Source organism: Ruminococcus bicirculans (ex Wegman et al. 2014) (genome assembly GCF_000723465.1).
GTDB classification, from domain to species: domain Bacteria; phylum Bacillota; class Clostridia; order Oscillospirales; family Ruminococcaceae; genus Hominimerdicola; species Hominimerdicola aceti.
In genome coordinates this window covers 275,808-302,515 of record NZ_HF545617.1, presented here as the reverse complement: position 1 = coordinate 302,515, position 26,708 = coordinate 275,808, and the positions used below count along the sequence as shown (strand labels likewise).

Annotated in this window: 24 protein-coding genes; 4 read left to right on the top strand and 20 right to left on the bottom strand. The window is 42.6% G+C overall.

Features of this window, described 5'->3' with window-relative positions; translation table 11 throughout:
* Window positions 1-30: 30 nt before the first annotated feature.
* The 6 genes from RBI_RS11780 to RBI_RS11755 form a co-directional block, all read right to left on the bottom strand.
* Entirely contained in the window at window positions 31-1,398 is a 1,368-nt protein-coding gene (locus tag RBI_RS11780; RefSeq protein WP_041337324.1) for an MATE family efflux transporter, read from the bottom strand.
* A gap of 201 nt (window positions 1,399-1,599) precedes the next feature.
* The gene (ychF, locus tag RBI_RS11775) at window positions 1,600-2,694 is read right to left on the bottom strand and encodes a redox-regulated ATPase YchF (protein WP_041337323.1); all 1,095 of its coding nucleotides are present in this window, start codon (window positions 2,692-2,694) and stop codon (window positions 1,600-1,602) included.
* Window positions 2,695-2,712: 18 nt separating this feature from the next.
* Window positions 2,713-2,970, bottom strand: a complete 258-nt coding sequence (locus tag RBI_RS11770) for a hypothetical protein (protein WP_041337322.1) — start codon at window positions 2,968-2,970, stop codon at window positions 2,713-2,715.
* 14 nt (window positions 2,971-2,984) lie between these two features.
* Window positions 2,985-5,792 (bottom strand): FtsX-like permease family protein, encoded by a 2,808-nt coding sequence (locus tag RBI_RS11765; RefSeq protein WP_041337321.1) that lies wholly within the window; start codon window positions 5,790-5,792, stop codon window positions 2,985-2,987.
* Between the two features lie 22 nt (window positions 5,793-5,814).
* On the bottom strand, window positions 5,815-6,279 hold the full coding sequence (locus tag RBI_RS11760; protein ID WP_041337320.1) for a hypothetical protein: 465 nt from the start codon (window positions 6,277-6,279) through the stop codon (window positions 5,815-5,817).
* A gap of 6 nt (window positions 6,280-6,285) precedes the next feature.
* Complete coding sequence (locus tag RBI_RS11755; RefSeq protein WP_041337319.1) at window positions 6,286-7,479, bottom strand: PLP-dependent aminotransferase family protein; 1,194 nt, start codon at window positions 7,477-7,479, stop codon at window positions 6,286-6,288.
* 223 nt (window positions 7,480-7,702) lie between these two features.
* On the opposite strand from RBI_RS11755, the gene RBI_RS11750 reads away from it, so the two are divergent.
* From RBI_RS11750 to RBI_RS11735, 4 genes are all read left to right on the top strand, one after another.
* Entirely contained in the window at window positions 7,703-9,415 is a 1,713-nt protein-coding gene (locus RBI_RS11750) for a putative polysaccharide biosynthesis protein (RefSeq protein ID WP_041337318.1), read from the top strand.
* 58 nt (window positions 9,416-9,473) lie between these two features.
* A complete protein-coding gene (gene mazG / locus RBI_RS11745; protein ID WP_041337317.1) occupies window positions 9,474-10,271 on the top strand; it encodes a nucleoside triphosphate pyrophosphohydrolase in 798 nt (265 codons plus the stop codon).
* Between the two features lie 24 nt (window positions 10,272-10,295).
* Complete coding sequence (locus RBI_RS11740) at window positions 10,296-10,586, top strand: HU family DNA-binding protein (RefSeq protein WP_256319968.1); 291 nt, start codon at window positions 10,296-10,298, stop codon at window positions 10,584-10,586.
* 66 nt (window positions 10,587-10,652) lie between these two features.
* Window positions 10,653-10,895: an RNA-binding S4 domain-containing protein gene (locus tag RBI_RS11735; RefSeq protein ID WP_041337316.1), complete on the top strand. Its 243-nt coding sequence runs from the start codon at window positions 10,653-10,655 to the stop codon at window positions 10,893-10,895.
* A gap of 43 nt (window positions 10,896-10,938) precedes the next feature.
* On the opposite strand, the gene RBI_RS11730 is transcribed toward RBI_RS11735, so the two are convergent.
* The 14 genes from RBI_RS11730 to RBI_RS11660 form a co-directional block, all read right to left on the bottom strand.
* A complete protein-coding gene (locus RBI_RS11730; protein ID WP_041337315.1) occupies window positions 10,939-12,612 on the bottom strand; it encodes a DUF6583 family protein in 1,674 nt (557 codons plus the stop codon).
* A gap of 159 nt (window positions 12,613-12,771) precedes the next feature.
* Window positions 12,772-13,611 carry a polysaccharide deacetylase family protein gene (locus RBI_RS11725; RefSeq protein WP_051706890.1) on the bottom strand — a complete coding sequence of 280 codons (840 nt, stop codon included), beginning with the start codon at window positions 13,609-13,611 and terminating at the stop codon, window positions 12,772-12,774.
* Window positions 13,612-13,741: 130 nt separating this feature from the next.
* Entirely contained in the window at window positions 13,742-13,987 is a 246-nt protein-coding gene (locus tag RBI_RS11720; protein WP_022288225.1) for an IreB family regulatory phosphoprotein, read from the bottom strand.
* Between the two features lie 128 nt (window positions 13,988-14,115).
* Window positions 14,116-16,530 (bottom strand): phenylalanine--tRNA ligase subunit beta, encoded by a 2,415-nt coding sequence (gene pheT, locus RBI_RS11715; RefSeq protein ID WP_041337313.1) that lies wholly within the window; start codon window positions 16,528-16,530, stop codon window positions 14,116-14,118.
* A gap of 22 nt (window positions 16,531-16,552) precedes the next feature.
* Window positions 16,553-17,143, bottom strand: a complete 591-nt coding sequence (locus RBI_RS11710) for a hypothetical protein (RefSeq protein ID WP_041337312.1) — start codon at window positions 17,141-17,143, stop codon at window positions 16,553-16,555.
* On the bottom strand, window positions 17,143-18,162 hold the full coding sequence (pheS, locus tag RBI_RS11705; protein WP_022288228.1) for a phenylalanine--tRNA ligase subunit alpha: 1,020 nt from the start codon (window positions 18,160-18,162) through the stop codon (window positions 17,143-17,145). The genes RBI_RS11710 and pheS overlap by 1 nt, the downstream gene beginning before the upstream one ends.
* Before the next feature lie 347 nt (window positions 18,163-18,509).
* Complete coding sequence (locus RBI_RS11700) at window positions 18,510-19,187, bottom strand: hypothetical protein (protein ID WP_081856056.1); 678 nt, start codon at window positions 19,185-19,187, stop codon at window positions 18,510-18,512.
* A 73-nt stretch (window positions 19,188-19,260) separates the two neighbouring features.
* A complete protein-coding gene (locus tag RBI_RS11695; RefSeq protein WP_041337311.1) occupies window positions 19,261-20,313 on the bottom strand; it encodes a fibronectin type III domain-containing protein in 1,053 nt (350 codons plus the stop codon).
* A gap of 234 nt (window positions 20,314-20,547) precedes the next feature.
* Entirely contained in the window at window positions 20,548-22,215 is a 1,668-nt protein-coding gene (locus tag RBI_RS11690; RefSeq protein WP_081856054.1) for an AMP-binding protein, read from the bottom strand.
* A 21-nt stretch (window positions 22,216-22,236) separates the two neighbouring features.
* On the bottom strand, window positions 22,237-22,902 hold the full coding sequence (locus RBI_RS11685) for an HAD family hydrolase (RefSeq protein WP_041337309.1): 666 nt from the start codon (window positions 22,900-22,902) through the stop codon (window positions 22,237-22,239).
* Between the two features lie 287 nt (window positions 22,903-23,189).
* Window positions 23,190-23,747, bottom strand: a complete 558-nt coding sequence (locus RBI_RS11680; protein ID WP_041337308.1) for a manganese efflux pump MntP — start codon at window positions 23,745-23,747, stop codon at window positions 23,190-23,192.
* Window positions 23,748-24,004: 257 nt separating this feature from the next.
* Entirely contained in the window at window positions 24,005-25,147 is a 1,143-nt protein-coding gene (tgt, locus tag RBI_RS11670; RefSeq protein WP_022286921.1) for a tRNA guanosine(34) transglycosylase Tgt, read from the bottom strand.
* A 29-nt stretch (window positions 25,148-25,176) separates the two neighbouring features.
* The gene (locus RBI_RS11665) at window positions 25,177-25,548 is read right to left on the bottom strand and encodes a PAS domain-containing protein (RefSeq protein WP_041337306.1); all 372 of its coding nucleotides are present in this window, start codon (window positions 25,546-25,548) and stop codon (window positions 25,177-25,179) included.
* Window positions 25,538-26,659 carry an acyltransferase family protein gene (locus RBI_RS11660; protein WP_041337305.1) on the bottom strand — a complete coding sequence of 374 codons (1,122 nt, stop codon included), beginning with the start codon at window positions 26,657-26,659 and terminating at the stop codon, window positions 25,538-25,540. Before RBI_RS11660 ends, RBI_RS11665 begins: the two co-directional genes overlap by 11 nt.
* Window positions 26,660-26,708: the final 49 nt, after the last annotated feature.

Here is a 26,708-nt window from a genome sequence, read left to right as displayed (position 1 = left end):
GTTCTGATTTTTTTCAGAGCTGCCTTTTACTTATTTATTTTCCACAGGAAGTCCGTGATCTCCTGCAATGTGTCTGCCTGCCCTGTTCACACAATATATGCAAACAGGAACTATGTACAAGCAAGCCGCTATCCATGCCGCCTGATCTGTGAAGCAGATTGCAAGATAACCGAATTTCGGCACAAATATCATACTTACAGAAATTCGAGCTATCATTTCCGTCACTCCTGAGAATATAGCAAGTCCAGAATATCCAAGGCCCTGCGTACACATTCTGCAAGTGTTGAGTATACCGAGCGTCCAATAGAAAAAGCCTGCGTAGAAAAGATATTTGGCTGAAGCAGTAAGCACTGCTGCGTCTGACTTATTCACAAAGATAAGCGAAAGCTCTCTGCCGAAGAATATAAGTACAATACCGGCTATTACTCCATATGTCATGCCAACGCCAACTCCAATGCGTATACCCTTTTTGATACGCTTGAGATTTCCTGCACCGAGATTTTGGCTTGCAAAAACAGATGCACCTGTTGCAAAAGCGTCATAAGGACACATTGTGAACTGCTTTATCCTTGCCCCAGCAGTGAATCCTGACACATAAATGCTTCCAAGCTTGTTGTTAGCCGACTGCATGACCATTGAGCCGATAGCCGTTATGGAATATTGAAGTCCCATAGGAAAACCCATTATTATAAGGTTCAGCACCGCAGGCTTTGACATCGCTCTGTCCTCTTTTGAAAGCTTAAGCACGTTTACCTTTTTCATAATAAATACAGCACATAGTATTCCGCTTATCGCCTGAGCAACGACCGTAGCGATAGCCGCACCCATGCAGCCCCACCTGAAGACGATAACACACACAAGGTCAAGTGCAATGTTCAAAACCGTTGATATAGCAAGAAATACAAATGGCGTTTTACTGTCGCCAACAGAACGCAATACGCTTGAAAGCAGGTTATACAAAAGTGTGAACGGTATGCCAAGAAATATCACCAGAAGATATTTATATGCGTCATCAAAAATATTCGACGGAGTTGAAAGAAGCTTCAATATCTCACTACAAAGCACCGCACAAACTGTGGTCAACACAAACGCAGTAACGGCGGTTATAACAATAGAATTGTAAAAATACTGTTTCAGCTTTTTTATGTCCCCTGCTCCGAAATGCCTTGCAATAGGCACGCCAAAGCCGCAGGCTGTTCCCATGCAGAAACCAAGCACCAAAAACTGCACACTGCTTGAAGCTCCGACACTTGCAAGAGCGTCAGAACCAAGAAATCTTCCCACGATGGCAGCGTCAATAAGATTGTATGTCTGCTGCAACAAATTTCCTAAAAGCAGAGGAAGCGCAAAGCTCATTATAAGCTTGAACGGACTGCCCGTTGTCATGTTTTTTGTCATTACTTTTCCTCCAAAAATCTAACTATTACATTTATCATCTTTAATTTTTACTATCACATTCTATCATCAATATATGAAAAAATCTATAACACAAATTAAATTTACTTTTGTGATTTTAAACAAATATAATAACAAAAAACATACATATTGCACATAAAAAAAGGCAAGCATATTTCAACCTGCCTTTGTGTAGCTTACGCTTTATACGTTAAATCTGAACAGAACGATATCGCCGTCCTGCATAACGTAATCCTTACCCTCGAGACGAACAAGACCCTTTTCCTTAGCCGCCGTCATAGAGCCACAGCTCATAAGATCGTCAAATGAAACGACTTCGGCTCTGATAAAGCCCTTTTCAAAGTCAGTGTGTATCTTTCCTGCCGCCTGTGGAGCTTTAGTTCCCTTTTTGATAGTCCAAGCTCTTACCTCAGGTTCGCCTGCTGTCAGGTATGAAATAAGACCAAGAAGCGAATAGCCCTCCTTGATTATTCTGTTAAGACCTGAAGTTTCAAGACCGAGGTCTGCAAGGAACATTTCCTTGTCCTCATCGTCCATGTCAGATATCTCAGCCTCTATCTGCGCGCATATCGGGAACACAGCCGAGCCTTCGGCTTTTGCAATCTCGCAAACTTCCTTGTAATGCTCGTTGCTTTCGATATTATTTCTGAAATCATCTTCGCAAAGGTTAGCCGCATAGATAACAGGCTTAAGTGAAAGAAGCGGTGTTTCTTTAAGTATCTCCAGCTCGTCCTCTGTCATGTCATAAGAACGTGCAGGCTTGCCGCTTTCAAGATGCTCTTTGAGCTTTTCAAGGAATTCTACAGCAGAAGCAAGAGATTTGTCGCCTTTCATTGCCTTTTTAGTTCTGTCAAGCTTTCTCTCGATAAGCTCAACGTCAGAGAAAATAAGCTCCAAATCTATAGTTTCAATGTCTCTGCGAGGATTGATAGAGCCGTCAACATGAATGATGTTAGGGTCGTCAAAACATCTTACAACGTGAACGATAGCGTCCACCTCTCTTATGTTTGAAAGAAATTTGTTTCCAAGTCCCTCGCCCTTTGAAGCACCCTTTACAAGACCTGCAATGTCAACAAATTCAAGTGTTGCAGGAGTAAACTTTACAGGGTGATACATCTCAGCCAGCTTGTCAAGTCTTTCATCAGGCACCGAAACAATGCCCACATTCGGTTCGATCGTGCAAAACGGATAGTTCGCAGATTCTGCACCCGCATTTGTGAGTGCATTAAAAAGTGTTGATTTTCCTACGTTAGGAAGTCCTACCATGCCAAGTTTCATATCAATATACGCCTTTCGTTAAAATTTTACGCCATCATTGTCAAAATCATCTTCATCATCATCAAAGTCATAATCATCATAATACTCATCAGGGTCAAAATGATCGTTACAGCCACCCTTGTCTATCTTGTTGTTACAACCGATAGTAACGCCTTTCTTGATAGGCGAAACAAACAGACCAATTATAACGCCAAGGAGAAAAAGTGCAAGACCTTTCCAAAAATAGCTTACTGTGAAGTTATTTTCAGTATCGCAGTTTTCTTCAAAAATATCCATAATAATACCTCCGTCTATTCTACTGATTTTAAAGATTCTACCATATCTATCTTTTTAAGCTTGAAATGAAGAACCAAATTAACTATAAATGCAAATGCCAATGTGAGCAATGCACCAAGCACATATGCCCACCAAACAAGCTGTCTGTTGAACAGCACAAGGTCGACCTCAGAAGTTATCACTACAAAATAGTGCAGTATCTTTCCTGCCGCAAGACCCACGATAATGCCCACAATCGTCGATATCAGATTTTCTCTGTAAATATACGCTGAAGTCTCACCGTCATAGAATCCAAGCACTTTTATTGTCGCTATCTCACGAACACGCTCAGTTATGTTTATGTTTGCCAAATTGTAAAGCACCACAAACGCCAAGCCTCCCGCACAAACGATGAGCAAAATAACGATAGCGTCAAGGCTGTCCACAGAATTAAGGAAACCTCTGCTTGAATCATTTTTAAAGCTTATTCCATAAAACTCGTCATTTGAAATAAGCTGTTCCTTGAAAGAGTTTTCATCAGTGTCTTTCTTTAGGTCAATAAAAGAAAGATTATAAACAGGCTTCTCACCGTATACACTTTCAAAATCATCAGGAGTGATGTAAATATAATGCAAAGCATAGTTCTTGCTTACTCCGCCTATCTTGAACTCTTTCTCCTCATGACCACTGAGCTTTATAGTAATAGTGTCACCCGTTTTCAGGTCAAGAAGCTTTGCAAGCTTTTGTGTTATGATAACAGAACCGCTTTTCACTTCAAGATTTGATCCATTCTCAGCAGATACAAGATCGATATAATCTCCCATATTTTCAGGAGTTTTCGGCACGATCATAGAAACAGACTGGTTTTCACTTTCATTTTCTGCAATGCCATCTGTACTCTGCATAAGCATAGATTTGTCTACCTGTGCGATACTGCTTATCTTGTCCTCCAATTGTTTCTCGTCAAAATCGGCTGAATTAAGTACCGCGATCCCATCATACAGAAATATCTCATTGAATTGCTTTTCGGCAATAGTCTTTATAGAATATTTCAAACCAAAACCCGTGACTATCAGTGCCGTACAGCCTGCCACTCCCACGATTGTCATAAAGAAACGCTTTTTATATCTCAGCAAATTTCTCACAGTGACCTTTGCAAGAAAGTCAAGCCGATTCCATATAAGATCCACACGCTCCAGCAAAACACGCCTGCCATTCTGCGGTGGCTTTGGACGCATAAGCTGTGACGGCTGTGACTTAAGCTCTTTGATACAAGCGTAAAGCACCGCCGAGCAAGTGCAAATAACCGACACCACCAAACAAAGCACCATATAAACAGGCTTGAACGGTGTGTCAATATCAGGAATGTTATATGAAATATTATAGCAACTATAAATTATCTTCGGAAAGATCTGCAATCCAACAACAACGCCTATGCAGCTTCCTGCTGATGCCGCTGTTGCTGCATAGAAAAGATACTTTCCAGCTATTCTTGCCCCACTGTATCCTAAAGCCTTGTATGTACCTATCTGCGTTCTCTGTTCCTCTACCATTCTAGTCATTGTGGTCAGGCATACAAGCGCCGCCACAAGAATAAAGAACACAGGAAACACCTTTGCAATAGAGTCGACCTTCTGAGCATCCCCATAAAATGAACTATAATCAGAGCTAGCCTCAAATCTGTCATACTGATAGAATGCAGGCGTTTTAACGGCTTCAAGTTCTTTTTTCGCTCCGGCTATCTCATCTTCTGCCGCCGCAAGCTGACCATTATATTCATCAAAAGCCGCCGTACTTCCTGTCTTTTTGTCTTGAAGGAGCTTCCCTGCCACTTCTTCAAGCTGTTGTGCTTTTAAAAGCTGTGACCTTGCAAGATACTTTGCACTAGAACCACTCTGTTCAGCCTTATCATAAGCCTCCTGAGCTTCCTCAACCGACTTCTGCGCCGTTGTCAAAAGCTCCGTAAGCTGATTTTCGTCGCAGGCAAGCGCCTGTTTCAAGATGTCAACTTTCTCCTGAGCGACATCAATACTGTCCTGAGCGTCACTGCTTAGTTTTTCAAACCTTGCGTTCACACTGTCCTCAAAAAACTCCACCGCCTGAACGCTCTTATCTTTCACAGCCTGCTTGTACTCGTCGGAAAACGGGTCAAGCTCGTCAGTGCCTTTGAATTTCACATAAAGCTCAGTGTAATAATCGCACACAAACTCGCTCTCAGGCACAAAAACGTTGCTTACCACAGTTCCGTTGCCCACTGTGGTCGCATCACGCTCATAGCCGATATAAAGCGGTGAAGCCACAATACCAACTATCCTGTATGTGTCAGTTGCCAAAGTATCAGTTATATTTTTTGACGAGTCAGGCTCGTTGATCTTTATCTCTCCGCCCAACTTAAAGGTGTTAGGTGAACTCATTTTTACCTCTACTGCGCACTCGCCTTTTTTTTCAGGAAGCCTGCCCTCTAGTAAAACAGGCTTATCAAGATTATTAGGGCTGTTCTCATCAACAACATTGTTGAAGGACATGAATTTCAGCACAAGGTTTTGATTTTCATGATAATAGAAAACGTCCTTAGAATATCCCGCCATAACGCCCTCAACGTTCTCTGCTTTTTTCACAGCCTCAACGTCCTCAGACTTAACGCCTATAGACGACATTAACTTAATATCCATAAGTCTGTTATCACTGAAATATTTCTCCGCCGTGTCTATCATATCAGGCATAGTCGCCTTGATACCAGAGAAAAATCCACAGCCAAGAAGAACTATCAGAAAAATAGAGAGAAATCTGCCCAACGAGTGACTTATCTCTCTGACAGTATCCTTTTTCAATGCACTTTTCATGACAGACCTCCCCTTTGTAATATCATTCTTCCCCGTCACTATCCGAAAAATCATCAAGACCTATCCTGCCCGATAGAATAAAATAAACAATCGCCGCAAGGACAAAAACGACAGGAGCAAAAATTATAATAGCTTTTTTAGCCCACTCAACCCCCAACGCTCCCGCAAGCATAAGACCCAGCACTCCTGAGATATCAAAAAACAAGATACAAAAATACGTCCTAAGTGCCGATACCGCAGGTGCAGTGTCCCCATCGGGGTCAGCTTTATCACTGAAAATATTTATCCTGCCTGCTGAAAACACAAGCAGAATAAACACCGCCATAGTAAGAAGACTTAGCACAAGATCCACCACATAAGGCTTTGTCCTGCCTGCCGTCATGCCCACTATCAGCACAAAGCAATCACACCCCATGCAGAACATTAGAGCCGCCGTATTTACCACCGTAAGCACTAGCTGAAAAGGCGTAAAAGGAACTTTTTTCATTTTATCTTAATCGCCGAACATTTCCTTAGAAAGCTTGCCAAGCTTCTCACAGCCGTCGATTATCTGTTTGTCTGTAGGAGTTGAGAAGTTCAATCTGAATGAAGCTGTCTTGTCAGACTCGCTTACCATGAAAGCATTGCCCGGAACAACGGCTACCTTATATTCTGCAACAGCCTTTTTGCAGAAACCAGTCATGTCACTGCCTTCCGGAAGAGTACACCAAATGAACAGACCGCCCTCAGGTCTTGTGAACTTGATCTGTGAAGAGAAATTCTTCTCGATCTGCTCTATCATAAGTTCGAGCTTATGCTTGTAGATCACTCTCAGCGAAGCAAGATGTGCTTCGATATCATTGTCCTTCATGAAGTTGTAAGCCAGCATCTGCGCCCAGATATTTGTATGTACGTCAGCCACCTGCTTGCAGACAACTATCTTTCCGATTATCTCCTTTGGAGCGGAAATGTAGCCAACTCTGATACCAGGAGCAAGTATCTTCGAGAATGTTCTTGAATACATAACAAGACCGTCCTTGTCCATGCTCTTGATAGACGGGATAGCCTCACCCTTTATTCTCAGGTCGCCGTATGGGTTATCTTCAAGGATCATAACACTGTACTTCTTAGCAAGCTCATATATAGCCTTTCTCTTTTCAAGAGAAGTTGTAAGACCAGTAGGATTCTGGAAGTTAGAGATAATGTAGAATACCTTTACCTTGCCTGTAGCGAAAGCCTCTTCAAGCTCTTTCAGGTCAACTCCGTCTTCATGAAGCGTGATACCCTTAAGCTCAACATTGTAAGACTTAAACGCATTAAGTGAGCCTATAAAGCTTGGAGCTTCACAGCAAAGAATGTCGCCTGGGTCGCAGAGAACTTTACAAGCAAGCTCGTTAGCCTGCTGAGCACCGCTTGTGATGATAAGATCATCTCTCTCAGGGTCAAATTCACCCTTCTTTTCAAGTTCTTTCTTAAGAAGATCTCTCAGCGGAGTGTATCCCTCTGTAAGGCTGTACTGGAGTGCGCCGATAGGATTTTTCTTGAATATCTCTTCTGATATCCTATTAAGCTCGTCCACAGGGAATGCCTCAGGAGAAGGATTACCTGCCGCAAATGAAATTACCTCTGGGTCAGAAGTAAATTTAAGTATCTCTCTGATAGCAGAAGCCTGCAGATGAGAAACCTTTTCTGAAAACTTATAAGTCATATCTTTTTTACCTCTTTTTCTTAAAATACATAATATGATTATATCACATTTTTCCTATAAAATAAAGTGTTTACGCAAACTTTTTTTTAGTATTAACACTCTAAGCTCTATTTTTGTGCAATTTAAACAACTGCATATCCACCTGACATATGGACAAACCGTAATAAAACCCACCATAACAGCATAAGATCATATAAAAACAAGTCAGAAAGCAGGTTGACAGATGAAAAGACAAGGCTTTATAAAAGGCTCAGCAATATTGCTTGCAATGGTTCTGATAACAAAAATTCTGGGACTTCTCTATAAGATACCTCTTACTAATCTTCTGGGCGGCACAGGCATGGGATATTTCGCTTCAGCATTCTCAGTTTTCACACCAGTTTTCGCCATAGTCGTTTCAGGTATCCCCTCCACCATGGCTCGCCTTACCGCTGAAAACTATGCCCTTGAACGCTTTTCAAATATGCGTCATACCAAGCGAACTGCATTTTTTCTTTTCACGATCATCAGCGCAGCCGCTGCTGCAGTAATGATACTCACCTCAGATTTTCTGTCACGCAATGTAGTCGGCGAGCCAAGTACAAAATATGCTCTCATGTGCGTTGCCCCATCTATTATTTTCTGTACCATTATGTCAGTGGAACGCGGTTACTGTGAGGGCTTGCAGAATATGATACCGACCGCTGTATCAGAAGTGATAGAAACCCTTTTCAAACTTATCCTTGGTCTTGGTTTCGCCTACGGACTAATGTATCATATCTCCGATATGTATGATAAAACAGGCATGATATTCGGCACAGCCTATGAAAACTCACGTCAGGCAGCCTCCGCCGCACTTCCATTTATAGCTGCCGCAGCTATCCTAGGTTCGTCCATAGCCTCTGCGATCGCCTGTCTGTATATTCTCATATCAGGCAAGATCAAAGGCGACAGCATAACAAAGCAAATGCTTCAAAGAGATACCATAACAGACCCCACAGGAGCAACAGCAAAAAAGCTTGTCGTCTGCTGCCTTCCGATCGCACTTATCTCAGTGATAATGACCTTTGCCAACATGATAGATATGCTCACTGTCAATCCGTGTATCAAAACCGCCATGAAAGCTTCTCCACACACATTTGACAGCCTGCTTTCTGATAAGCTCACCACCGATATGCTCCCGAACTTCATCTACGGCTCTTATACTGGTCTTGCAGTGACAGTTTTCGGTCTTGTTCCGACCATCACCGCAATGTTTGGCAAAAGCATACTCCCCTCACTTGCCGAAAGCTGTGCCAAAAATGATAAAAAAGCCATGCAGTCAGACCTTACAAAAATGCTCATCGTCACCAGTATCATAGCCATACCCGCAGGCATGGGCATAGCATTTTTGTCAGAACCTATCCTGCGTTTTCTTTTCGGAGGCCGAGAAACTGAGATACAGGTCTGTATAATGCCAATGTCCATACTTGGAATAGCAGTAATATTCCTTGCCATAGCCACACCATGCTTTTCTATCCTGCAAACCCTGGGAAAACCTCACAAAGCCATAATAATTATGTTGGCAGGTGGAATTATCAAGCTATTTCTGAACATTATACTTATAAGACAGCCCATAATAAATATATCAGGAGCAGCTATTTCTACTCTTGTATCAGAGGTTTTCATATGCGTCCTATCCGTACGCTCAGTTTGCAAAATGGCGGATCTAAAACCAAAAGTGAGCGAAGTTTTCGTAAAGCCCACCTACGCCGCTATCATGTGCAGTGTGACAGCCGTTTTGTCACACGAAACACTTACGAAAATAGCCCATTTGCAAATAAATCATAGATTTGTGACTCTTTTTTCTATAGGAATTGGTAGCACAATGTACTTTTTTTGTTTATATTTATTGTGCGAAACGCCGAAAAATATTGTAAATTACATATTTTCAAAAAAAAATCCGCAAAACCCTTGAAATTTTGAGCAAAATGGTTTATTATTAATAAGCACCCTTTTGGAAAGGTAATGATGTAATGAGCGATAAAATTAAGGAATTGCTTGCTAAAGACAGCTTTGATATCAATGATCTTGCGGATATCGTGATGATTCTCAGAAGCGAGAACGGCTGCCCGTGGGATAAGGTCCAGACCCATAAGTCTATCAAGAAAGATTTTCTTGAAGAAGTCTATGAGGTCATGGAAGCAATTGACTGTGACTCTCCTGAAATGATGAGAGAAGAACTTGGCGACGTTCTTTTGCAGGTGGTTTTCCATACAGTTATCGAGACCGAAAACAACAATTTCAGACTTGACGATGTGATAACTGATATTTGTAAAAAGCTTATCATCAGACACCCACACGTTTTCGGAAGCGTAGAAGCTGACAACGTTGAAACAGTGCTTAAAAATTGGGACACTATCAAGAAAGAAACCAAGGGACAGGAAACTTATTCCGATACCCTTAAAAGCGTTCCAAAGAACTTTCCTGCACTTATGAGAGCTCAGAAGTTAAGCAAACGTGCAGCAAGAGCAGGTATCGAGTATGACAATGCTCATGATATAAGCGCACTTGAAAATGCTGTTAAGACTCTTGAAAACAGTGCTGACAGTGATAAAGCCGTAGTTGCAAAACAGCTTGGTGAGATAATGTTCACTTGTGCTTCACTTGCAAGAAAGCTTGACCTTGACGCTGAAGAAGTGCTGACGGATACAAATAATAATTATATCGAGAAGTTTGAGAAAACAGAAAATGCTGTAAGGCAAAACGGGCAGGATATGACCGCCCTGAGCATAAATGAGCTTGACGCTTATTGGCGAGAGCAAAATGAATGAATAACTTTATTCGTTAAAAATAATTTGGAGGTAAAAACAATGACAAAGGCAGAACTGATCAATCTTATCGCAGAAAAGGGCGATTATTCAAAGAAGGACGCTGAGAAGGCACTTACAACTGTTATTGATTCTGTATCAGAGACACTTGCTAACGGCGAGAAGATCTCACTGGTAGGTTTCGGTACATTCGAGGTTAGAGAGAGAGCTGAAAAGACAGCTATCAATCCTCGTACAAAGGAGCAGATCACTGTTGCAGCTAAGAAAGTTCCTGCATTCAAGGCAGGCAAGGCTCTTAAGGACGCTGTAAACAAGTAATCTAAAGCTTATGCCACTCAGACCTAGCCTGCGGGTTAGGTCTTTTTTACTACAAAGGAGGAAAATATGCGGCTTGATAAATACCTGAAAGTCACAAGACTTATTAAACGACGTACTATTGCAAACGAAGCTTGCGATGCAGGCAAGGTGCTTGTGAACGATAAGATTGCAAGAGCTTCATATGACGTGAAAGTTGGCGACATTATCACCATAAATATGGGTCAGAAGCTTGTCAAGGTGGAAGTTCTCAATGTCACCGAGTATGTAAAAAAAGAAGAAGCAGCCGAGAATTATCGTGTTATCAGCTAAAAAAAGAGGACCGCTCAATGCGATCCTCTTAATTTTTTATCTATTATGCATTTGCACTCAGATCATAATCTGACATATCAATATCAGAGAAATCATAGTCATCATAATCATCATAATCACCATAGTCATCATAATCTGACTCAAGATCACCCTCTGCATTTACAAGCATATTGTAGACCTCGTCACCAAGAACTTTCTTTACATTAGCAACAAATCCATCACTGTCACAGCCTGCAAGGTATGTATTCATCTGATCGTCATTTGTCATGTCATAGATCTTGTCGCCTGACGGAACAGTGATGTCAGAAGCCTCTGTCTTATTTCCTGTAACTGCCATTGTAACAAACTGCTTGCCGTTCATGCCAAACTCAACAGAAAGATCAAGCTTGTCAGCAGTTGAAGCAGAAGCAAGCTCTACCCAGCCTGATACAGCCTGAGAATCAGATGTACCATTCACATCAAATCTGATAGTACCTGAGAATGCGTCACCCTCTTCTTTAAGGTCTTTGAGAGTCACCTCAGCTTCCATTGTGTCAAAGTTTATGCTCGGTGAAACTGCCATGGTAGGCTCAAGGGAAAGTCCACCGTCAGCAGAAGTCTTGTCAGCGTCTATATCTGAATCAGCCGCAGTTTCCATTTTCATTGTGAACTTGCCATTTGTAACACCGTCAACAGTATTTGCAGAACCCTTGAATGATGCACTGCCCTCACTGCCCATGTTAAGGCTAAAATCAACAGCCACAACGTCATCCTTAAGAATGGTGTAAAGAGTTGCACCCTCGCCGTCTTTTTCAAGGCTAAAGCCCGCAAGATCATCACCACTGTAGTAAGCGTTAAATGTTGCAGTTTCGTCAAGATTATCACTTGCAAAAAGTGAATCCATAGAATCAGCATACTGTGAGATTATATCATCATATGACATACCAAGCTCTTCAGCAACACCTGACTTGCTGAACATATCTTTAAGCGTAGCGTCGTCCTTAGCCTTGTCAAGAACAGCCTTAAAAGCAGCCTTTACATCATTGCCTGAGATAGTGTATTCCTTAGTTGTATAGCTGTACTCGTTTCCGTCAATGTCACCAGTCTTTTTGTCGCCGTCAACAGGCTTAGGGAAAGAGTCCTCTATAACCTTCTTGTATTCCTCCAAATCCTTTTCAAGTGCGTCAGTATCAAAATCAACATCAGCGCCCTCAGCAGAATCAAAGAGAGAATCAAGGTCAATGCCCTGTGAAGAAAGCTCACTGCCTACCTTGTCTTTAAGGCTGTCAACGTTAACCATAAGATAAGCGTCAGAAAGCTCAGGTATCTGAACATAAGCCGACTTGTTATCTCTGGAATATACAGCATTAGCAGACACAAGATTATTTCCGCCATATGTCAGCGAAACATCTGCTGCAGTGTTGCTTCCCTTCTGCTTTGTAACAGTTGTCACAGAAATAGGCTGTAAGCTGACACCTGCCTTCTCTGTGAAGCCCTCGCCGAATGAAACAGTAGCCGTTGCATTGTAAGCAAAATCAAGTTCGCCCTTGATAGCCTTTTCAGCCGTGCCAAGAGTGTTGTTTATATTATCTGCCACCTGAGTAAGCTTAGCCTTGCCGCCCTCAGTTTTACCATCATTACTGTCTTTATTTACAAAATAATAGCCAAGACCTGAGCCAACTATGCTAAGACCCAAAACGCCTGCCAATACAGGTGTAAGCACCTTATTTTTTACCATTTTATTTCCTCCTTAAAGAAACTCATGTTTCTGTTCGTATTTAAAATATAACATACTTTTAACAATTTGTCAATAGACTAACATATTACAAATCAGCTACAAATGTCCCTAAAATAACAAAAAGAGAGGCACAAGGCCTCTCTTCATCATATTCTCTTATCAGCCAAATTCAAATCCGCTAGCCCTTACTCTGTCAATAAAGTCCCCGAGAATATCAGTATTGGTTTTCGATACCGAGTGAAGCAAATAAATAGCCCCCGGGTGAGCGGCATTCACAAGCTTTTCAAGTGCCTGCCCCTCATCAGGCTGATTGTTCACGTCCCAATCAGCGTAAGCAAAGCTCCAAAGCTCAGTCTCATAACCGCAGTTTGCCGTCACTCCAAGAGAAAATTCCGAAAACTCGCCCATAGGCGGTCTGAACACTGTCATGGTATAATCATAGTTATCCTCCATATACTTATGGAAATCCTTTATCTCTGACTCACATTCCGCCTGCCCAAGCGTCGGCATAGAATAATGGTGTACCGAATGATTTCCCACAATATGCCCCTCGTCTATCATACGCTTCACAAGCTCAGGATTTTTCTCTGCATAATCCTGCAAAAGAAAAAACGTCGCCTTGACCTTTTTCTCTTTCAGCACATCGAGGATCTTTTCAGTGTATCCGTTCTCATACCCCTGATCAAAGGTCAGATATATCTTGTCATCATTATTTATAGCCTTTGCATTAAGCATGCCGTATTGTGCATTAAAATCAAGCGCACCAGTCGTCCTGTTCTTTTCGTCCACAAGAACGCCTTGACCATATCCGACCTTGTCATGTGAAAGCCCCGAAAGATCTATCTTTTCCTTTGCTGTTTTCTTTCCCACAGCCACAGGCTCGATGACCGCCGAGCTTGTTCCCTCTGATGAATTTCCCTCACGCACTATCACTGTCCTGCCACAAGCACTGAGCGCTACAACTGCACAAATAAGTGCCATGCAATTTCTTATCTTCATATGAAGCCCTCCGTTTTCTTATCATCTTATACTATTATGTTCAGAAAACGTCTTTATACAAAAATACGTTTCAGGTAAATTCTGACGTAAAACAAAAAAGGCGGCAAAAACTACCGCCTTTAAATATCAGTTATGACTCAAGATAGGACTTCACCAATGCCTGCAAAAGTTCATCTCTGTCAATATGACGAATAAGACTTCTGGCATTATTGTATGTCGTTATGTAGGTCGGGTCCTCAGAAAGAATATAACCTACGATCTGATTAATAGGATTATAGCCCTTCTCTTTCAGAGCGTCATATATAATTGTAAGTGTCTTTTTCAGCTCAGCCTCCTTGTCGTGCTGTACTGAAAATTCCATAGTTTGTTCGTGCATTATGCTCAGCCCCTCTGCAATGTATTAATATCAGCAATACGCCTGATATTATTATACTCCATTTGTTTCAAAATAACAAGTCAAAAAGCAAAATTTATGCACTTTATACAAATCAAGCACTATATTTTTTACATTCTGAGTTCAGCACCGATAGCCTTGAGAGCTTCAAGAACTTTCTTCATAGCCTTGTCAGCCTGCTCGTCAGTAAGCGTGCCGTCATGTGAACGCATTGAAATGGAGTATGAAACAGACTTCTTGCCCTTTTCGATCTGCTCGCCCTTGTAAACGTCAAAAAGCGTTACCTTTTCAAGTATCGAGCCAACAGCCTTGCTTATAGTCTTTTCAAGAAGAGCCGCAGGAATATCGTCATCACAAACGATAGACAGATCTCTTGTTGTAGCAGGATACTTAGGCAGTGGCTTATATGTCTTCTGAGCAACACAGCTTGCCATAAGCTCAGGAACATTTATCTTGCCCACATAAGCTCTTGCGTCAATGCCGTAGTTCTCCAGAACTCTCGGGTGAAGCTCGCCAAAAATGCCGATCTCCTCACCATTTACTTTAACAACAGCAACTCTGCCTGGGTGGAAAGCATAGAACTCGTCAAAGCTACATTCAGCAGTAGCCTTTTCAAATTCAACTTTCTGTGCGCCAAGCTTAGAGAGCAGACCCTCGACAAAACCCTTTATGTCATAGAAATCAGCCTTTGTTTCAGTGTCATAGAAACCAAAACCAAGTCTTTCAGGCTCGTTAGGAAGCACCTCTCCCTCAACAGGTATATACTCGTTTCCTCTCTCAAAGATATAGCACTCAGGGTTGCGGTAGCTGTAGTTTCTTGCAAGCACTTCACATACAGACGGAATGATAGTCGTTCTCATAACGCTGGTGTCCTCGCCAAGAGGGTTTGTGATAACAACTGTCTTTCTCAGTTTTGAGTCAGCAGGAAGATTTATCTTGTCAAAATACTTAGGCGAAATAAATGAGAATGTAGATATCTCGTTAAGACCCATAGCGAGCATAGATCTCTGTATATGTCTGTCAAACTTCTGCACCTCGGTGAGCTTAGCCTGAGCAACGCCTCTTACGATAGTGTTTGGAATCTTGTTGTAGCCGTAAAGTCTAGCAACTTCCTCTGCCACGTCAGCCTTGCAGGCAATGTCCACTCTGTACCAAGGTGAAACTACCTTGCCGTCCTTTATCTCAAAGCCAAGTCTTGTGAGATATTCAACCATGTCGCTCTCAGGTATTTCAGTACCAAGAAACTTATTTATCCACTCAGGGTCAAAATCAACCGTCTTAGGCGTTTCGTCCTCGTAATTCTCATCAATGTAAGTCTTTACGACCTCACCTGCACCAAGCTCTTCAACAAGCTGGAAAGCTCTCATAAGAGCCTCGTAGCACTCATGTGGGTCAAGACCCTTTTCATATCTTGCAGAAGCGTCACTTCTCATGCCAAGCTTCTTGGCTGTAGTTCTTACGCTTGCGCCGTCAAAGCAAGCAGACTCAAATACAACAGTAGTTGTATCGTCCATGATACCGCTGTATTCACCACCCATAACGCCTGCAACTGCAACAGGTTTTTCAGCGTCAGCAATAACGAGCATCTCTTCTGAAAGCTCTCTTACCTCGCCGTCAAGAGTTGTGATAGTTTCTCCTGCTTTAGCGTTTCTGATGTTGATAGATGCGTCCTTAACATATCTCAGGTCAAAAGCGTGCATCGGTCTGCCGTATTCAAGCATAACATAGTTTGTGATATCAACAAAGTTGTTGATAGGTCTAACGCCGCAGCCTCTGAGTCTTTCTCTCATCCAACGAGGTGACGGACCTATCTTTACATTCTTAACGATACCGGCCATATATCTCTTGCAAAGGTCAGTGTTGTGTATCTTTACCTTGAGCATATCGTTGATATCCCCGTCAATGCCCTTGAACTCAGGCTTCTTGACCTTCAGCTCAGTGCCGAAAGTAGCCGCAGTTTCTCTTGCAAGACCGATAACAGAAAGGCAGTCAGGTCTGTTTGAAGTTATCTCAAACTCAACTGTCGTATCATTATATCCTATAGCCTCATGTATATCCTTGCCTACTGTCTTGTCGCAGTCATCGCCAAGAATGAAAATTCCGTCCTCTATAGCATATGGGAAATCGTGAACAGAAAGTCCAAGCTCGCCCAGTGAGCAAAGCATACCATTAGAAGCAACGCCTCTCAGCTTGCCCTTTGTTATCTTCACCTGCTTGCCCTCATGTAGAACAGATGACTTGTGCTTTGCAACAGGCACAAAATCGCCCTCATGAACGTTCTGAGCGCCGGTAACTATCTGAACAGGCTCGTCCTCTCCCACGTCTACCTGAGTGATGAACATATGGTCAGAATCAGGGTGACGCTCCATAGAAACTACCTTGCCCACAACAACGTTAGAAATATCCTTGCCCTCCTGCTCAAAGCACTCTACCTTTGAGCCTGAAAGCGTCAGAGCGGAAACAAAATCCTTTATCGGCATATCGCAGTCTACATAGTCTGCAAGCCATTTCATTGACAAATCCATTTATTATTCCTCCGTAATCTTATCATTTACCGCAGTTTTGTATCTTCTCGTCCAAGTCCTTTAAAAACAGCGGTCTATAAATATAGAAATCCTTCCACCGCTTTATGTTCACAGTATATTTTATCCCGAAATTATCAGTTATCTCAGCTTTCATGCTGTCATTGACACCCTTTGTGCTGTGAACTATGGTCTTGAACTCTCTAATATCCGTATATTTTATAAGCAGTTTAGCCTTAGGCACATACATATATCTGTCAAGTAGATAAAAGGTCTTGTATTTGAACTCGCTTCCCTCTATCTCGCTTTCCAAAGCCAGCATATCCTGAGCGTCAAATTGCTCCAGCCTTGCAAGGTTCCCTCTGTATTGTTTTACCTGCCTTTTAAATCCTCTTATTCCGATAAAAAGCAGGATACCAAGAAAAATCACCAGAAACCCACATAACACTAGCATATCCCATGCACTCTGCTGTTCTTTTACAAGCATGACCGATAACCCACCGCCAACGCCTACTATCAGCGCCATAAGTATGCTGATAGCCGCCGACGTTACAAGCTTAGCCTTTGACGGCACAAGCTTTCTGTAAAGCCTGCTCTGGCTCATAACTTCATTCATCAGAACTGCTCTAAAAATCTCATATCGTTCTCATAAAGCAGACGCATGTCATTGATGTTGTATCTGCCCATTGTTATTCTTTCAAGACCGATACCAAATGCAAATCCGCTGTAAACCTCAGGGTCAATGCCACAGCCCTCAAGTACCTTAGGGTGTACCATACCTGCGCCGAGAAGCTCTACCCAGCCCTCCTGCTTGCACATTGAACAACCCTTGCCATGGCAGTTGAAGCACATAAGGTCAACTTCAGCAGAAGGCTCTGTGTATGGGAAGTGGTGCGGACGAAGTCTTATCTGAGTGTCCTCGCCATAAAGACGCTTCATAAGAAGCTCCAGCGTACCCTTAAGGTCAGCCATAGTGATGCCCTTGTCAATAACAAGACCCTCTATCTGGTGGAACAGCGGTGAATGTGTAGCGTCCACTGTGTCAGAACGGTAAACTCTGCCAGGTGAAATAATTCTGATAGGCGGCTTTCTCTTTTCCATTGTTCTTATCTGAACAGAAGAAGTCTGTGTTCTAAGAACAACGTTCTCATTGATGTAGAATGTATCCTGCGTATCTCTAGCAGGGTGAGATTTAGGCATATTCAGTGCCTCGAAGCAATAATGGTCTGTTTCAACCTCTGGACCGTCAACGATATCAAAGCCCATGCCAAGGAACACTTCCTCTACCTCTTCAAGAGTAGCGTTCAGAGGGTGAGGTCTGCCTATTCTTGTTTTCTTGCCCGGAAGCGTAACATCTATAGCTTCCTCTGTAAGCCTTACCTGCTCCATTTTGCTCTTAAGCTCTTCCTTACGCTTATTGAGAGCATTCTCGATATCAGCTCTTACCTTGTTTGCAAGCTGACCGATAACAGGTCTTTCCTCTGCGGAAAGCTTGCCCATTTGCTTAAGTATGGAAGTTATCTCTCCCTTTTTGCCAAGAAATCTTACTCTGAAATCTTCCAACAGCTTGGCGTCATCAATATGTGAAAGTTCTTCTTTCGCACGCTCGTCAATGCTTTTCAACTGTTCTTTCATTACTTATCCTCCTATAAAAATAAGCCCTGCCCCGACTAAACAGGACAAGACTTTGAAATTCTTGTTTATACCACCTATCAGTAAAGAGCCAACACTCTTCCGTCCTTAACGCAGACAGACGTTCACGCTTACTAAAGACTATCTCTCATTCGGCATGACCACTCGCAAGTGAACTTCATTTTGTCAGGATATAAAGCCGCTTTCAGAAAACGCACACACGCCGCAGCTTCTCTCTGAAGACCCTTAGCAAAACTACTCTCTCGGTCATAGTGTTTTAAGTGTATTGATACAATAATATGTTATCACATTCTGCCCCACATTTCAAGGGCTTAACAAAAAGTTTACAACTACAGCCCATGCTTATGAAGTCTGTCCCACTTCATATCCTCCTCGGAGTAATAATCGTCCTCCTCGTCCTCTATCTTGTTGTATTCCTTGTGTGGATAACCTATCTTCTCATAAAAGTCATTGATAAGCACAAGCTTGCCCTTAGTGTCCTGAAAGCTCAGAGCTATCATACCGTCCTCAGGCACAAAAGCTTTCTCCCTGCCCTCTTTGTCCTTTACCACAAAGCTTGACTTCTCCACATTTTTCAGCACGCAAACGAGTCTTCCCTTGTTTGTCTGATAAGACTTCTCTATCTCCTCATAGTAAAGACATATGTGCAGATAGCTTTTAGAAAGCCCCATGCGCTGAGAGTGTTCAATGTGATCCTCATATATCCTCGTGTAAACATCAGCGTCCCGTGAAAGCGAGTAATACCAGTACATAAGCCCGCCCACAGAACAATTGCAAGCCCCCAGCAGTATAAGCAGGACCTTTGCAAAGACCGCACTTGCAAACACCGCACCAATTATGATGATAACGACCCCAAGCAGGATATTCTTATACATATTCCTCTGCATTTTCCTGTATTCTTCGATATCATGTGCCGCCTTGACCTGCCTCTCCGCCCTTGACAGCTTCGGAGGATATTCATAAACCGCCTGCAAAACATTCACCTCACAACTCTTTGACTTTTCCATAGCAAGTACAGATTTTGTATAGCGTTTTTGTTACATATTTACAAATAGCGTATAATATGCTACAATATATTCATTACCTAAGGAAATACACTGACCAACAAGGTTTATTATACACATCATTTCCGTTTGGGCAGGTCTCTACATATACAACTAAATAAGACTTTGTAAACTCTCCGTATAAAAAATCAATAGTGTTTTTAAAATTGGACGTTGTGGTTACTATATCAGTTTCGTCAAATGAAATAGTGTAAACATCATTATAACTAGAATTTTGTGGTGTGCTTTCACTTATGCACAACTCATAAAATTCTTCAAGTGTAGTGTACTCTTCTCCGTAAGTCCAAAACTCCGTATAGTGATTATTTACATATTCAGCCTTGCTATTTGAATACTCCTGCAACTCTTTTTTCATCGCATCAATATCTGCCTGCGTTATCTTATCACTTTTCTTAGTTGTCGCCGTCACGACCCCCGAATACTTGCCATAGTGATTATTATTCGTCTTTTTGTCGTCCTGCTTGCAAGCCCTTATCTTGAACTGATACTTTGTCGCAGGCGCAAGCTTCTTCACAGTGTAGCTTGTCCCTGTGGTCTTGCCTATCTCTTTCCATTTGCCTTTTATGTTCTGATAAATGCGGTAATTTGTACAGCCTATCTTCGTCCAAGAAAGCTTAACGCTGTCAGTGCCAACACTGCTTACCTTCAGCCCCTTGCAAGCCTGCGGATTGGTCGCCGTGTTCCAGTTTGCGGAATATTCTCCGTAAACTTTCTTGCCCTTTACAGTCTTGTATGCCCTTACTTTAAAATTTTCTCTCGTTGCATTAGGCAGCTTCTTAACTGTGTAGCTCGTACCCTTGCAATCCCCAAGCTTGTTGTACTTGCCGTTTTTTCGCATATAAACAGTGTAACCGCTCGCACCCTTTACCTTGCTCCAGTTGAGCTGTATCTCACTGTTTGAAAGCGTCTTAGATTTAAGCCCCGTTACCTTGCCAACACTCGCCGCTTCCGCAACGATAGCCGTCTGTGAGAATATCCCCATATCCTCCGCCGCAGGTACAACAGCCCCCGTACCCATAAGCATTGCCGCCATAACAACAGCCGCCGTTTTCTTCATACCATTCTTCATAAAAAGCACCTCTCCCGATTCTCTATAATTCCCCATATGTCATGGTAATATTATATAATACCATAAAGCCAAATATTTGTCAATACTTTTACAAAAAAATATAAAATGTTGAAAATTGCAAAATAAAATATCCTGCAAAATTCCGTAGGGGCGAACACTGTTCGCCCGTCGAAGCAACAAACAAAAAGCACAACACCCACCAAGAGCATTGTGCTTTTATCATATCTAAATCAATCAGCTATTCTTCTTGCTGTCATTCTCTCTTATCTCAACACGGCGTATCTTACCGCTGATAGTCTTAGGCAGCTCGTCCACGAACTCAACTATTCTAGGATACTTGTAAGGCGCAGTTGATTGCTTAACATAGTTCTGAAGCTCCTTAGCAAGCTCAGGAGAAGCAGTGTAGCCCTTTGCAAGCACGATAGTAGCCTTAACTACCTTGCCTCTGATAGCGTCATCAGCCGCCGTGATAGCGCACTCAAGTACAGAAGGGTGTTCCATAAGGATACTCTCTATCTCGAAAGGTCCTATACGATAACCCGAAGCCTTGATAAGGTCGTCCGTTCTTCCAACATACCAGTAGTAGCCGTCATCGTCCATGTAAGCAGTGTCGCCTGTGTGATACATACCAAATCTCCAAGCGTTGTCCGTTGCCTCAGGGTTTCTGTAATACTCCTTGAACAGCGCAGGGTTCTCGCCTCTCTTAGCGTAAACAACGATCTCGCCTGTCTCGCCTACCTTAACAGGCTTGCCCTCGTTGTCAACTATACCGATATTGTAAAGCGGTGTAGGCTTGCCCATTGAGCCCGGCTTTGGCTCCATGCCGTAAAGATTGCCCACAAGCACAGCGCCCTCTGTCTGACCGAAGCCCTCCATAAGCTTAAGACCTGTGTACTCATACCACTTGTTGAATACCTCAGGGTTAAGAGCCTCACCGGCGATACAGCTATATTTCAGTGAAGAAAGGTCATAGTTTTCAAGACCCTCCTTGATGAAAAATCTGTACATTGTCGGAGGTGCGCAGAAAGAAGTAAGCTTGTAATCCTGAATTACTTTCAGCACGTTTGCAGGAATAAATCTGTCGAAGTCATATACAAAAGTTGTTGCACCGCAGATAAACTGACCAAACATCTTGCCCCATGCACACTTAGCCCAGCCTGTTTCAGAAACAGTAAGGTGCAGTGAGTTCTCGTCAAGATGATGCCAGTGCTTAGCAGTGATAATGTGTGCCGCAGCCAGTGAATACTTGTGCAGTACCATTTTAGGATATCCAGTCGTACCAGAGCTGAAATACATAAGCATTGACTCAGTAACGTGTGTTTCGATCCTCTCAAAAGTCTTTGGATACTTGTCCATTTCGCTGAGAAAATCTATCCAACCCTCTTTAGCACCGTGAGTGATAAACTTCTCTTTCATGCCGCTGTACTGCTCAAGAGCTGAATCCACCTGATTAGGAACATCGTCCTCCGCAGTTGCCACGATATAAGATATAGACGCAGCGTCAAAGCGGTAAACATAGTCTTTTTTCTTGAGCTGACAAGTTGCAGGCACAAGGATAGCGCCTATCTTCATAAGACCGTAAGCAAGGAACCAGAACTCATAATGACGTTTAAGAACAGCCATAACAAAATCGCCCTTCTTAACTCCGTGTGCCAGCATCATGTTAGCCACCTGACTGCTCTTTTCAGAAAGATCCTTGTAAGTGAAGATATGCTCCTCACCCTCCTCGTTGACCCACTGCATAGCCACCTTATCAGGCACGTTCTTAGCCAGCTCGTCTATAACGTCATATGAGAAGTTGAAGTTCTCAGGCAGGTCAAGCTTAAAGCTTTTAAGTCTGCCCTCGCTGTCAAGCTCCTCGTCAACAAACCTCTTGTAAAAATCAGCCATTACAAAACTCATATATGAAATCCTCCGTTTTAATTATATCCTGTTTATCTCATGACAAATGCTCACTATGTCCTGCGGAACTTCCGCAATATACTTCGCACCTGCATTTTCAAGTTCTTCTCTGCCCCTGAAGCCCCATTCACAGCCAATGCAGTCAAGACCCGCATTTTTTGCCGTCATAACGTCCACATCAGAATCTCCGATAAGCACAGCTTCCTCAGCCTTGACCCCAAGCGTGCCAAGAATATTGTATATTATCTCAGGCGCAGGCTTTGTCGGAACACCGTCCTTTTTGCCCTCGATCAGGTCAAAATCTTTCTCACCGAAAATATTCTTTACAATGTAGTTCACAAAGCCGTCAGGCTTGTTTGAAGCCACCGCCGTCATAATGCCCTCATTGCGAAGCGTGTCAAGCACCTCGCAGATATGCTCATAAGGCTTGGTCTTGTTCACACATCTCTTGTTGTATTCCTCAGAGAACTCAGCATGATACTTTTTGATGTTCTCCTCGCTTCTCAGCTTCTCAGGCAAAGCCCGCTCAACAAGCTTCAAAGTACCATTTCCCACTAAATGCTTGTAGGTATCATAATCAAACACAGGAAACCCATATCTCTCAAGAACCGCATTCATGGCGTCCCCAAGATCATAAATAGAATTTACAAGCGTTCCGTCCAAATCAAAAATAAATAGCTTTTTCATAAAACCAGCTATATAAAAAGCCTTTCCTCCCTCCGACTTTCCATAAACTTGTCGGTCACCATGCACTAATTCTTACACTTATCGCAAGTTTATACACATATCATAACTTTGTACACTTATCATAAGTTTGTACATCAATCGCAAATTTATACACTTGTCTAAAAATCACGAGATTTATTATACACTGATATTGTGGCTTGTTTATGAACATACACACCTGTAATTGTTAAATTAAAATTCACAAAGATATCTATGTGATACATATTTACGTGAATAAGCAAATTGTTTTAAACAAATATAGTCTGTTCAGCAAATATTTTAAGCCCTATACATATTAAAATAACTCCCCCAACTATCCTTGCCTTGCTTTTGAGTTTTCCGCTGAATTTGTTACCAAGCATAAACCCACAGAACGATAAGGCCGCCGTAACAACACATATAAAAGCTGCCGACCTGACTATGCCCACACCAAGTGCCGCAAAGCTTATGCCCACAGCCAGTGCATCCACAGAGGTGGCAAATCCCTGCACAAGCACCGCCCCGAAAGTGAGCCTGCCCCCTGTCTGGATCTCATCGTCCCCCGAACCGCATATCATGTTCAATCCTATGAACCCAAGCAGTATCAAAGCTATCCAGTGGTCGAACCTCTCTATGTATTCCGCAAAATTCATGCCCAGCGCATAGCCGATCGCAGGCATTATCCCCTGAAAAAGCCCGAATATGATACCGCACATCAATGCTCCCCTGACTCTCCCCTTTCTGACACAAAGCCCATTAGTCACCGATACCGCAAAAGCGTCCATAGAAAGTCCACACGCAGTAAGAAAAAGCTCAAAAATACTCATATGATCCCCCTGTATAATTTATAAAAAACAGATTTACATTTAATCTTGACTTCCCTTATATTTTTATCTGCACCCACACTTTTTACGCCTGCTACCACGCCTTTTCTGTAGGGGCGAACAGCGTTCGCCCATCGAAGCAACAAACCCATGCTTTTATCAAATAAAATAGCCCCACTCAACAAAAAAACGCCATCTCCGTAAAATACAAAATAACATCTTTGCATTTTCCGAAAACAGCGTCATACCGTTATATTTTATTAATCCTCACACTTTGAAGCAAGAAGCGAGCTGTATTGATTTCTGAACTGTTCAAATCTGCCCTCGTCAAGAGCCTCTCTTATCTTCTCCGTGAGCGTGTTGTAGAAATACAGATTGTGCATAACTGCCAGCCTGCCGCCCAACTGCTCCTCAGACTTGAATAGATGACGAATATATGCCCTGCTGTGATTACGGCAAGCAGGACAATCGCAATGCTCGTCAATAGGTCTAGGGTCAGTTTCATACCTTTTATTAGTGATGTGCATAATGCCGTTCCATGTGAACAGCGTTCCGTGACGTGCATTTCTGCTTGGCATTACGCAATCAAAGAAGTCCACGCCCCTGTAAACAGCCTCTATTATGTTTGTCGGTGTGCCAACGCCCATGAGATATCTCGGCTTATCCTTTGGCATAAAAGGCTCGACCTTTTCGATAATGTTATACATTACCTCAGTAGGCTCACCCACCGCCAGACCGCCAATAGCAAAGCCCGAACAGTATTCCATTTCTCTTATGCGCTTCATATGCTCGATACGCAGATCCTCATAAGTACAGCCCTGATTGATACCGAACAGCATCTGATGCTTGTTTATAGTCTCCTCAAGTCCGTTGAGCCTTTTCTGCTCAGCGACACATCTCTCAAGCCACCTTACCGTTCTATCACAGCTTGCCTTTGAATAGCTATGCTCAGCAGGGTTCTCTACACACTCGTCAAACGCCATTGCGATAGTAGACGCAAGGTGCGATTGTATCTGCATACTCTCCTCAGGGCCCATAAAAATCCTGCGACCGTCAACATGAGAGTTGAAGTACACGCCCTCCTCTTTGATTTTACGCAGCTTGGCCAAAGAAAATACCTGAAATCCACCGCTGTCTGTAAGAATAGGCTTGTCCCAGTTCATGAACTTGTGAAGTCCACCCATTTTGTATATAACGTCATCGCCCGGTCTGACGTGCAAATGATAGGTATTGCAAAGCTCCACCTGCGTTTTAAGCTCGTTTTTTAAATCAATGGAAGAAACTCCGCCCTTTATTGCCGCCGAAGTTCCCACGTTCATAAATACAGGCGTCTGAATAGTTCCGTGAACAGTTTCAAACTGCCCCCTGCGTGCAGCACCCTCTTGTTTAAGTAATGTAAACATAAATTCTCCTTATAAATTATTTTTTCAGCCTATTCCATATCATACAGCTTCATAGTTTCAATATTTCTGTACTCATGCTTTTCATAATATCCAATAAGCTCTCCCTCATCATTTCTGAGAGCTATCATGTAAACGTCCTTATTTTCCTTTTCGTTGCGGAAAGTATACACCTTGTTGTTGCCCTTATCCTTTTTGAACCATGCAATGACCTGCTCTATCTTGTCATTAGAATCCCCGTTGTGACAGCCCTTTATGGATCTGCCCACAAGAGCCGCTCCTCCACGCTTTTCATATCTTTTGACCGCTGTCGGGTTCATATATACTATCGTATGCTCAAGGTCACAAATAACCACAGGTGCATCGTCTGCGTCAATAACGCTCTTAAAAAAGTTATTTTCCATTTCCGTTCTCCTTTATGATATCATTCCTGCCCCTTATTCCTTTAAGCACCATATCCAGAGGTACACCAAATGTTTTTATGCAAAGCACCAATACAATAGGTATCGCTGTAAGTGCCAAATAAAGCTCCCAACGTTCAGGAAAAGCCTTTGCAAGATATGCCTGATAACCATAGTATGTGAGCATATAAACAATAGTCCTGTGCCAGAAGTACACCTGCAAAGTCCTGGAGCCGCACTTTGTTATCAGTGGAATCTTCACATCAAGCCCAATACCAAGCACCGCCAAACAAAGCAGTGCCGAGATACCCATAACAAGAAGCCTGCTCAAAAAAGTGCAATCCATGTCCGTTGCTTCAGATATGGAAAAATAAGAGTTTCTTCCCGTAAGAAGCATTCTCAGCGGATAAACAAGCTTTGTTTTTTCAAAGCAGAAATAAGCCCAAATGCCTATCACTCCCAAGGACAGCACCCTCATATACCACTTCTTCACAAACTCAGCCACCTTTTCAGGGTCAAGCACATATCCGCAGTAGTAAAACGGGAAAAACACCACTATCCTGGATAGCTCATATTCATCGCCCACGCTAGGGTCATACCCTGCCGCAAGTGCCGTCACCATAGACGCCGTAAGCACCGCCCAAGGTCTGCTGTTTCTTAACAGATAGCAAAGCCCCATAAACGCCGCCATTGCAAACATATACCAATATACACCGTCGCCGCCTAAAAGGTCAAAGAATATCTCGCCATCACTGTTTTCCTTGTCAAAATCCGTCTGAAATCTCACCTGCGACCAATAATTCAGGCATTTCATTAACATTCCGATAACAACAAATCCAAGCGTCTTTCCAAGCACTTTCCTGCCGTCATCATGCCCCCTGTTGAACAGTCCTGATATGAATAAAAACAACGGCATATGAAAAGCATACAGAAACACAAATGCGCCGCTGAAAACCTTTGCCTGCGGTACACCTGTTTCACCACCGCCGTCACCAAAAAGCTTGACAGTGCTGTCGTCTATCAAATGCCCCAAGACCACAAGCACTATAAGCAGAAATTTCATATTGTCATATAAATAAAGCCGCTTTTTCTCCCCTGACTTAACGTCATTCATATAGAAAAAAACCTCCGTAAAACAAAGTTTGAAATGAGATATCATCGCC

Coding starts and splice junctions, on each gene's coding strand:
- RBI_RS11780 (WP_041337324.1), bottom strand. CDS start 1,398: ATGACAAAAAACATGACAACGGGCAGTCCGTTCAAGCTTATAATGAGC.
- ychF (WP_041337323.1), bottom strand. CDS start 2,694: ATGAAACTTGGCATGGTAGGACTTCCTAACGTAGGAAAATCAACACTT.
- RBI_RS11770 (WP_041337322.1), bottom strand. CDS start 2,970: ATGGATATTTTTGAAGAAAACTGCGATACTGAAAATAACTTCACAGTA.
- RBI_RS11765 (WP_041337321.1), bottom strand. CDS start 5,792: ATGAAAAGTGCATTGAAAAAGGATACTGTCAGAGAGATAAGTCACTCG.
- RBI_RS11760 (WP_041337320.1), bottom strand. CDS start 6,279: ATGAAAAAAGTTCCTTTTACGCCTTTTCAGCTAGTGCTTACGGTGGTA.
- RBI_RS11755 (WP_041337319.1), bottom strand. CDS start 7,479: ATGACTTATAAGTTTTCAGAAAAGGTTTCTCATCTGCAGGCTTCTGCT.
- RBI_RS11750 (WP_041337318.1), top strand. CDS start 7,703: ATGAAAAGACAAGGCTTTATAAAAGGCTCAGCAATATTGCTTGCAATG.
- mazG (WP_041337317.1), top strand. CDS start 9,474: ATGAGCGATAAAATTAAGGAATTGCTTGCTAAAGACAGCTTTGATATC.
- RBI_RS11735 (WP_041337316.1), top strand. CDS start 10,653: ATGCGGCTTGATAAATACCTGAAAGTCACAAGACTTATTAAACGACGT.
- RBI_RS11730 (WP_041337315.1), bottom strand. CDS start 12,612: ATGGTAAAAAATAAGGTGCTTACACCTGTATTGGCAGGCGTTTTGGGT.
- RBI_RS11725 (WP_051706890.1), bottom strand. CDS start 13,611: ATGAAGATAAGAAATTGCATGGCACTTATTTGTGCAGTTGTAGCGCTC.
- RBI_RS11720 (WP_022288225.1), bottom strand. CDS start 13,987: ATGCACGAACAAACTATGGAATTTTCAGTACAGCACGACAAGGAGGCT.
- pheT (WP_041337313.1), bottom strand. CDS start 16,530: ATGGATTTGTCAATGAAATGGCTTGCAGACTATGTAGACTGCGATATG.
- RBI_RS11710 (WP_041337312.1), bottom strand. CDS start 17,143: ATGAATGAAGTTATGAGCCAGAGCAGGCTTTACAGAAAGCTTGTGCCG.
- pheS (WP_022288228.1), bottom strand. CDS start 18,162: ATGAAAGAACAGTTGAAAAGCATTGACGAGCGTGCGAAAGAAGAACTT.
- RBI_RS11700 (WP_081856056.1), bottom strand. CDS start 19,187: ATGGAAAAGTCAAAGAGTTGTGAGGTGAATGTTTTGCAGGCGGTTTAT.
- RBI_RS11695 (WP_041337311.1), bottom strand. CDS start 20,313: ATGAAGAATGGTATGAAGAAAACGGCGGCTGTTGTTATGGCGGCAATG.
- RBI_RS11690 (WP_081856054.1), bottom strand. CDS start 22,215: ATGAGTTTTGTAATGGCTGATTTTTACAAGAGGTTTGTTGACGAGGAG.
- RBI_RS11685 (WP_041337309.1), bottom strand. CDS start 22,902: ATGAAAAAGCTATTTATTTTTGATTTGGACGGAACGCTTGTAAATTCT.
- RBI_RS11680 (WP_041337308.1), bottom strand. CDS start 23,747: ATGAGTATTTTTGAGCTTTTTCTTACTGCGTGTGGACTTTCTATGGAC.
- tgt (WP_022286921.1), bottom strand. CDS start 25,147: ATGTTTACATTACTTAAACAAGAGGGTGCTGCACGCAGGGGGCAGTTT.
- RBI_RS11665 (WP_041337306.1), bottom strand. CDS start 25,548: ATGGAAAATAACTTTTTTAAGAGCGTTATTGACGCAGACGATGCACCT.
- RBI_RS11660 (WP_041337305.1), bottom strand. CDS start 26,659: ATGAATGACGTTAAGTCAGGGGAGAAAAAGCGGCTTTATTTATATGAC.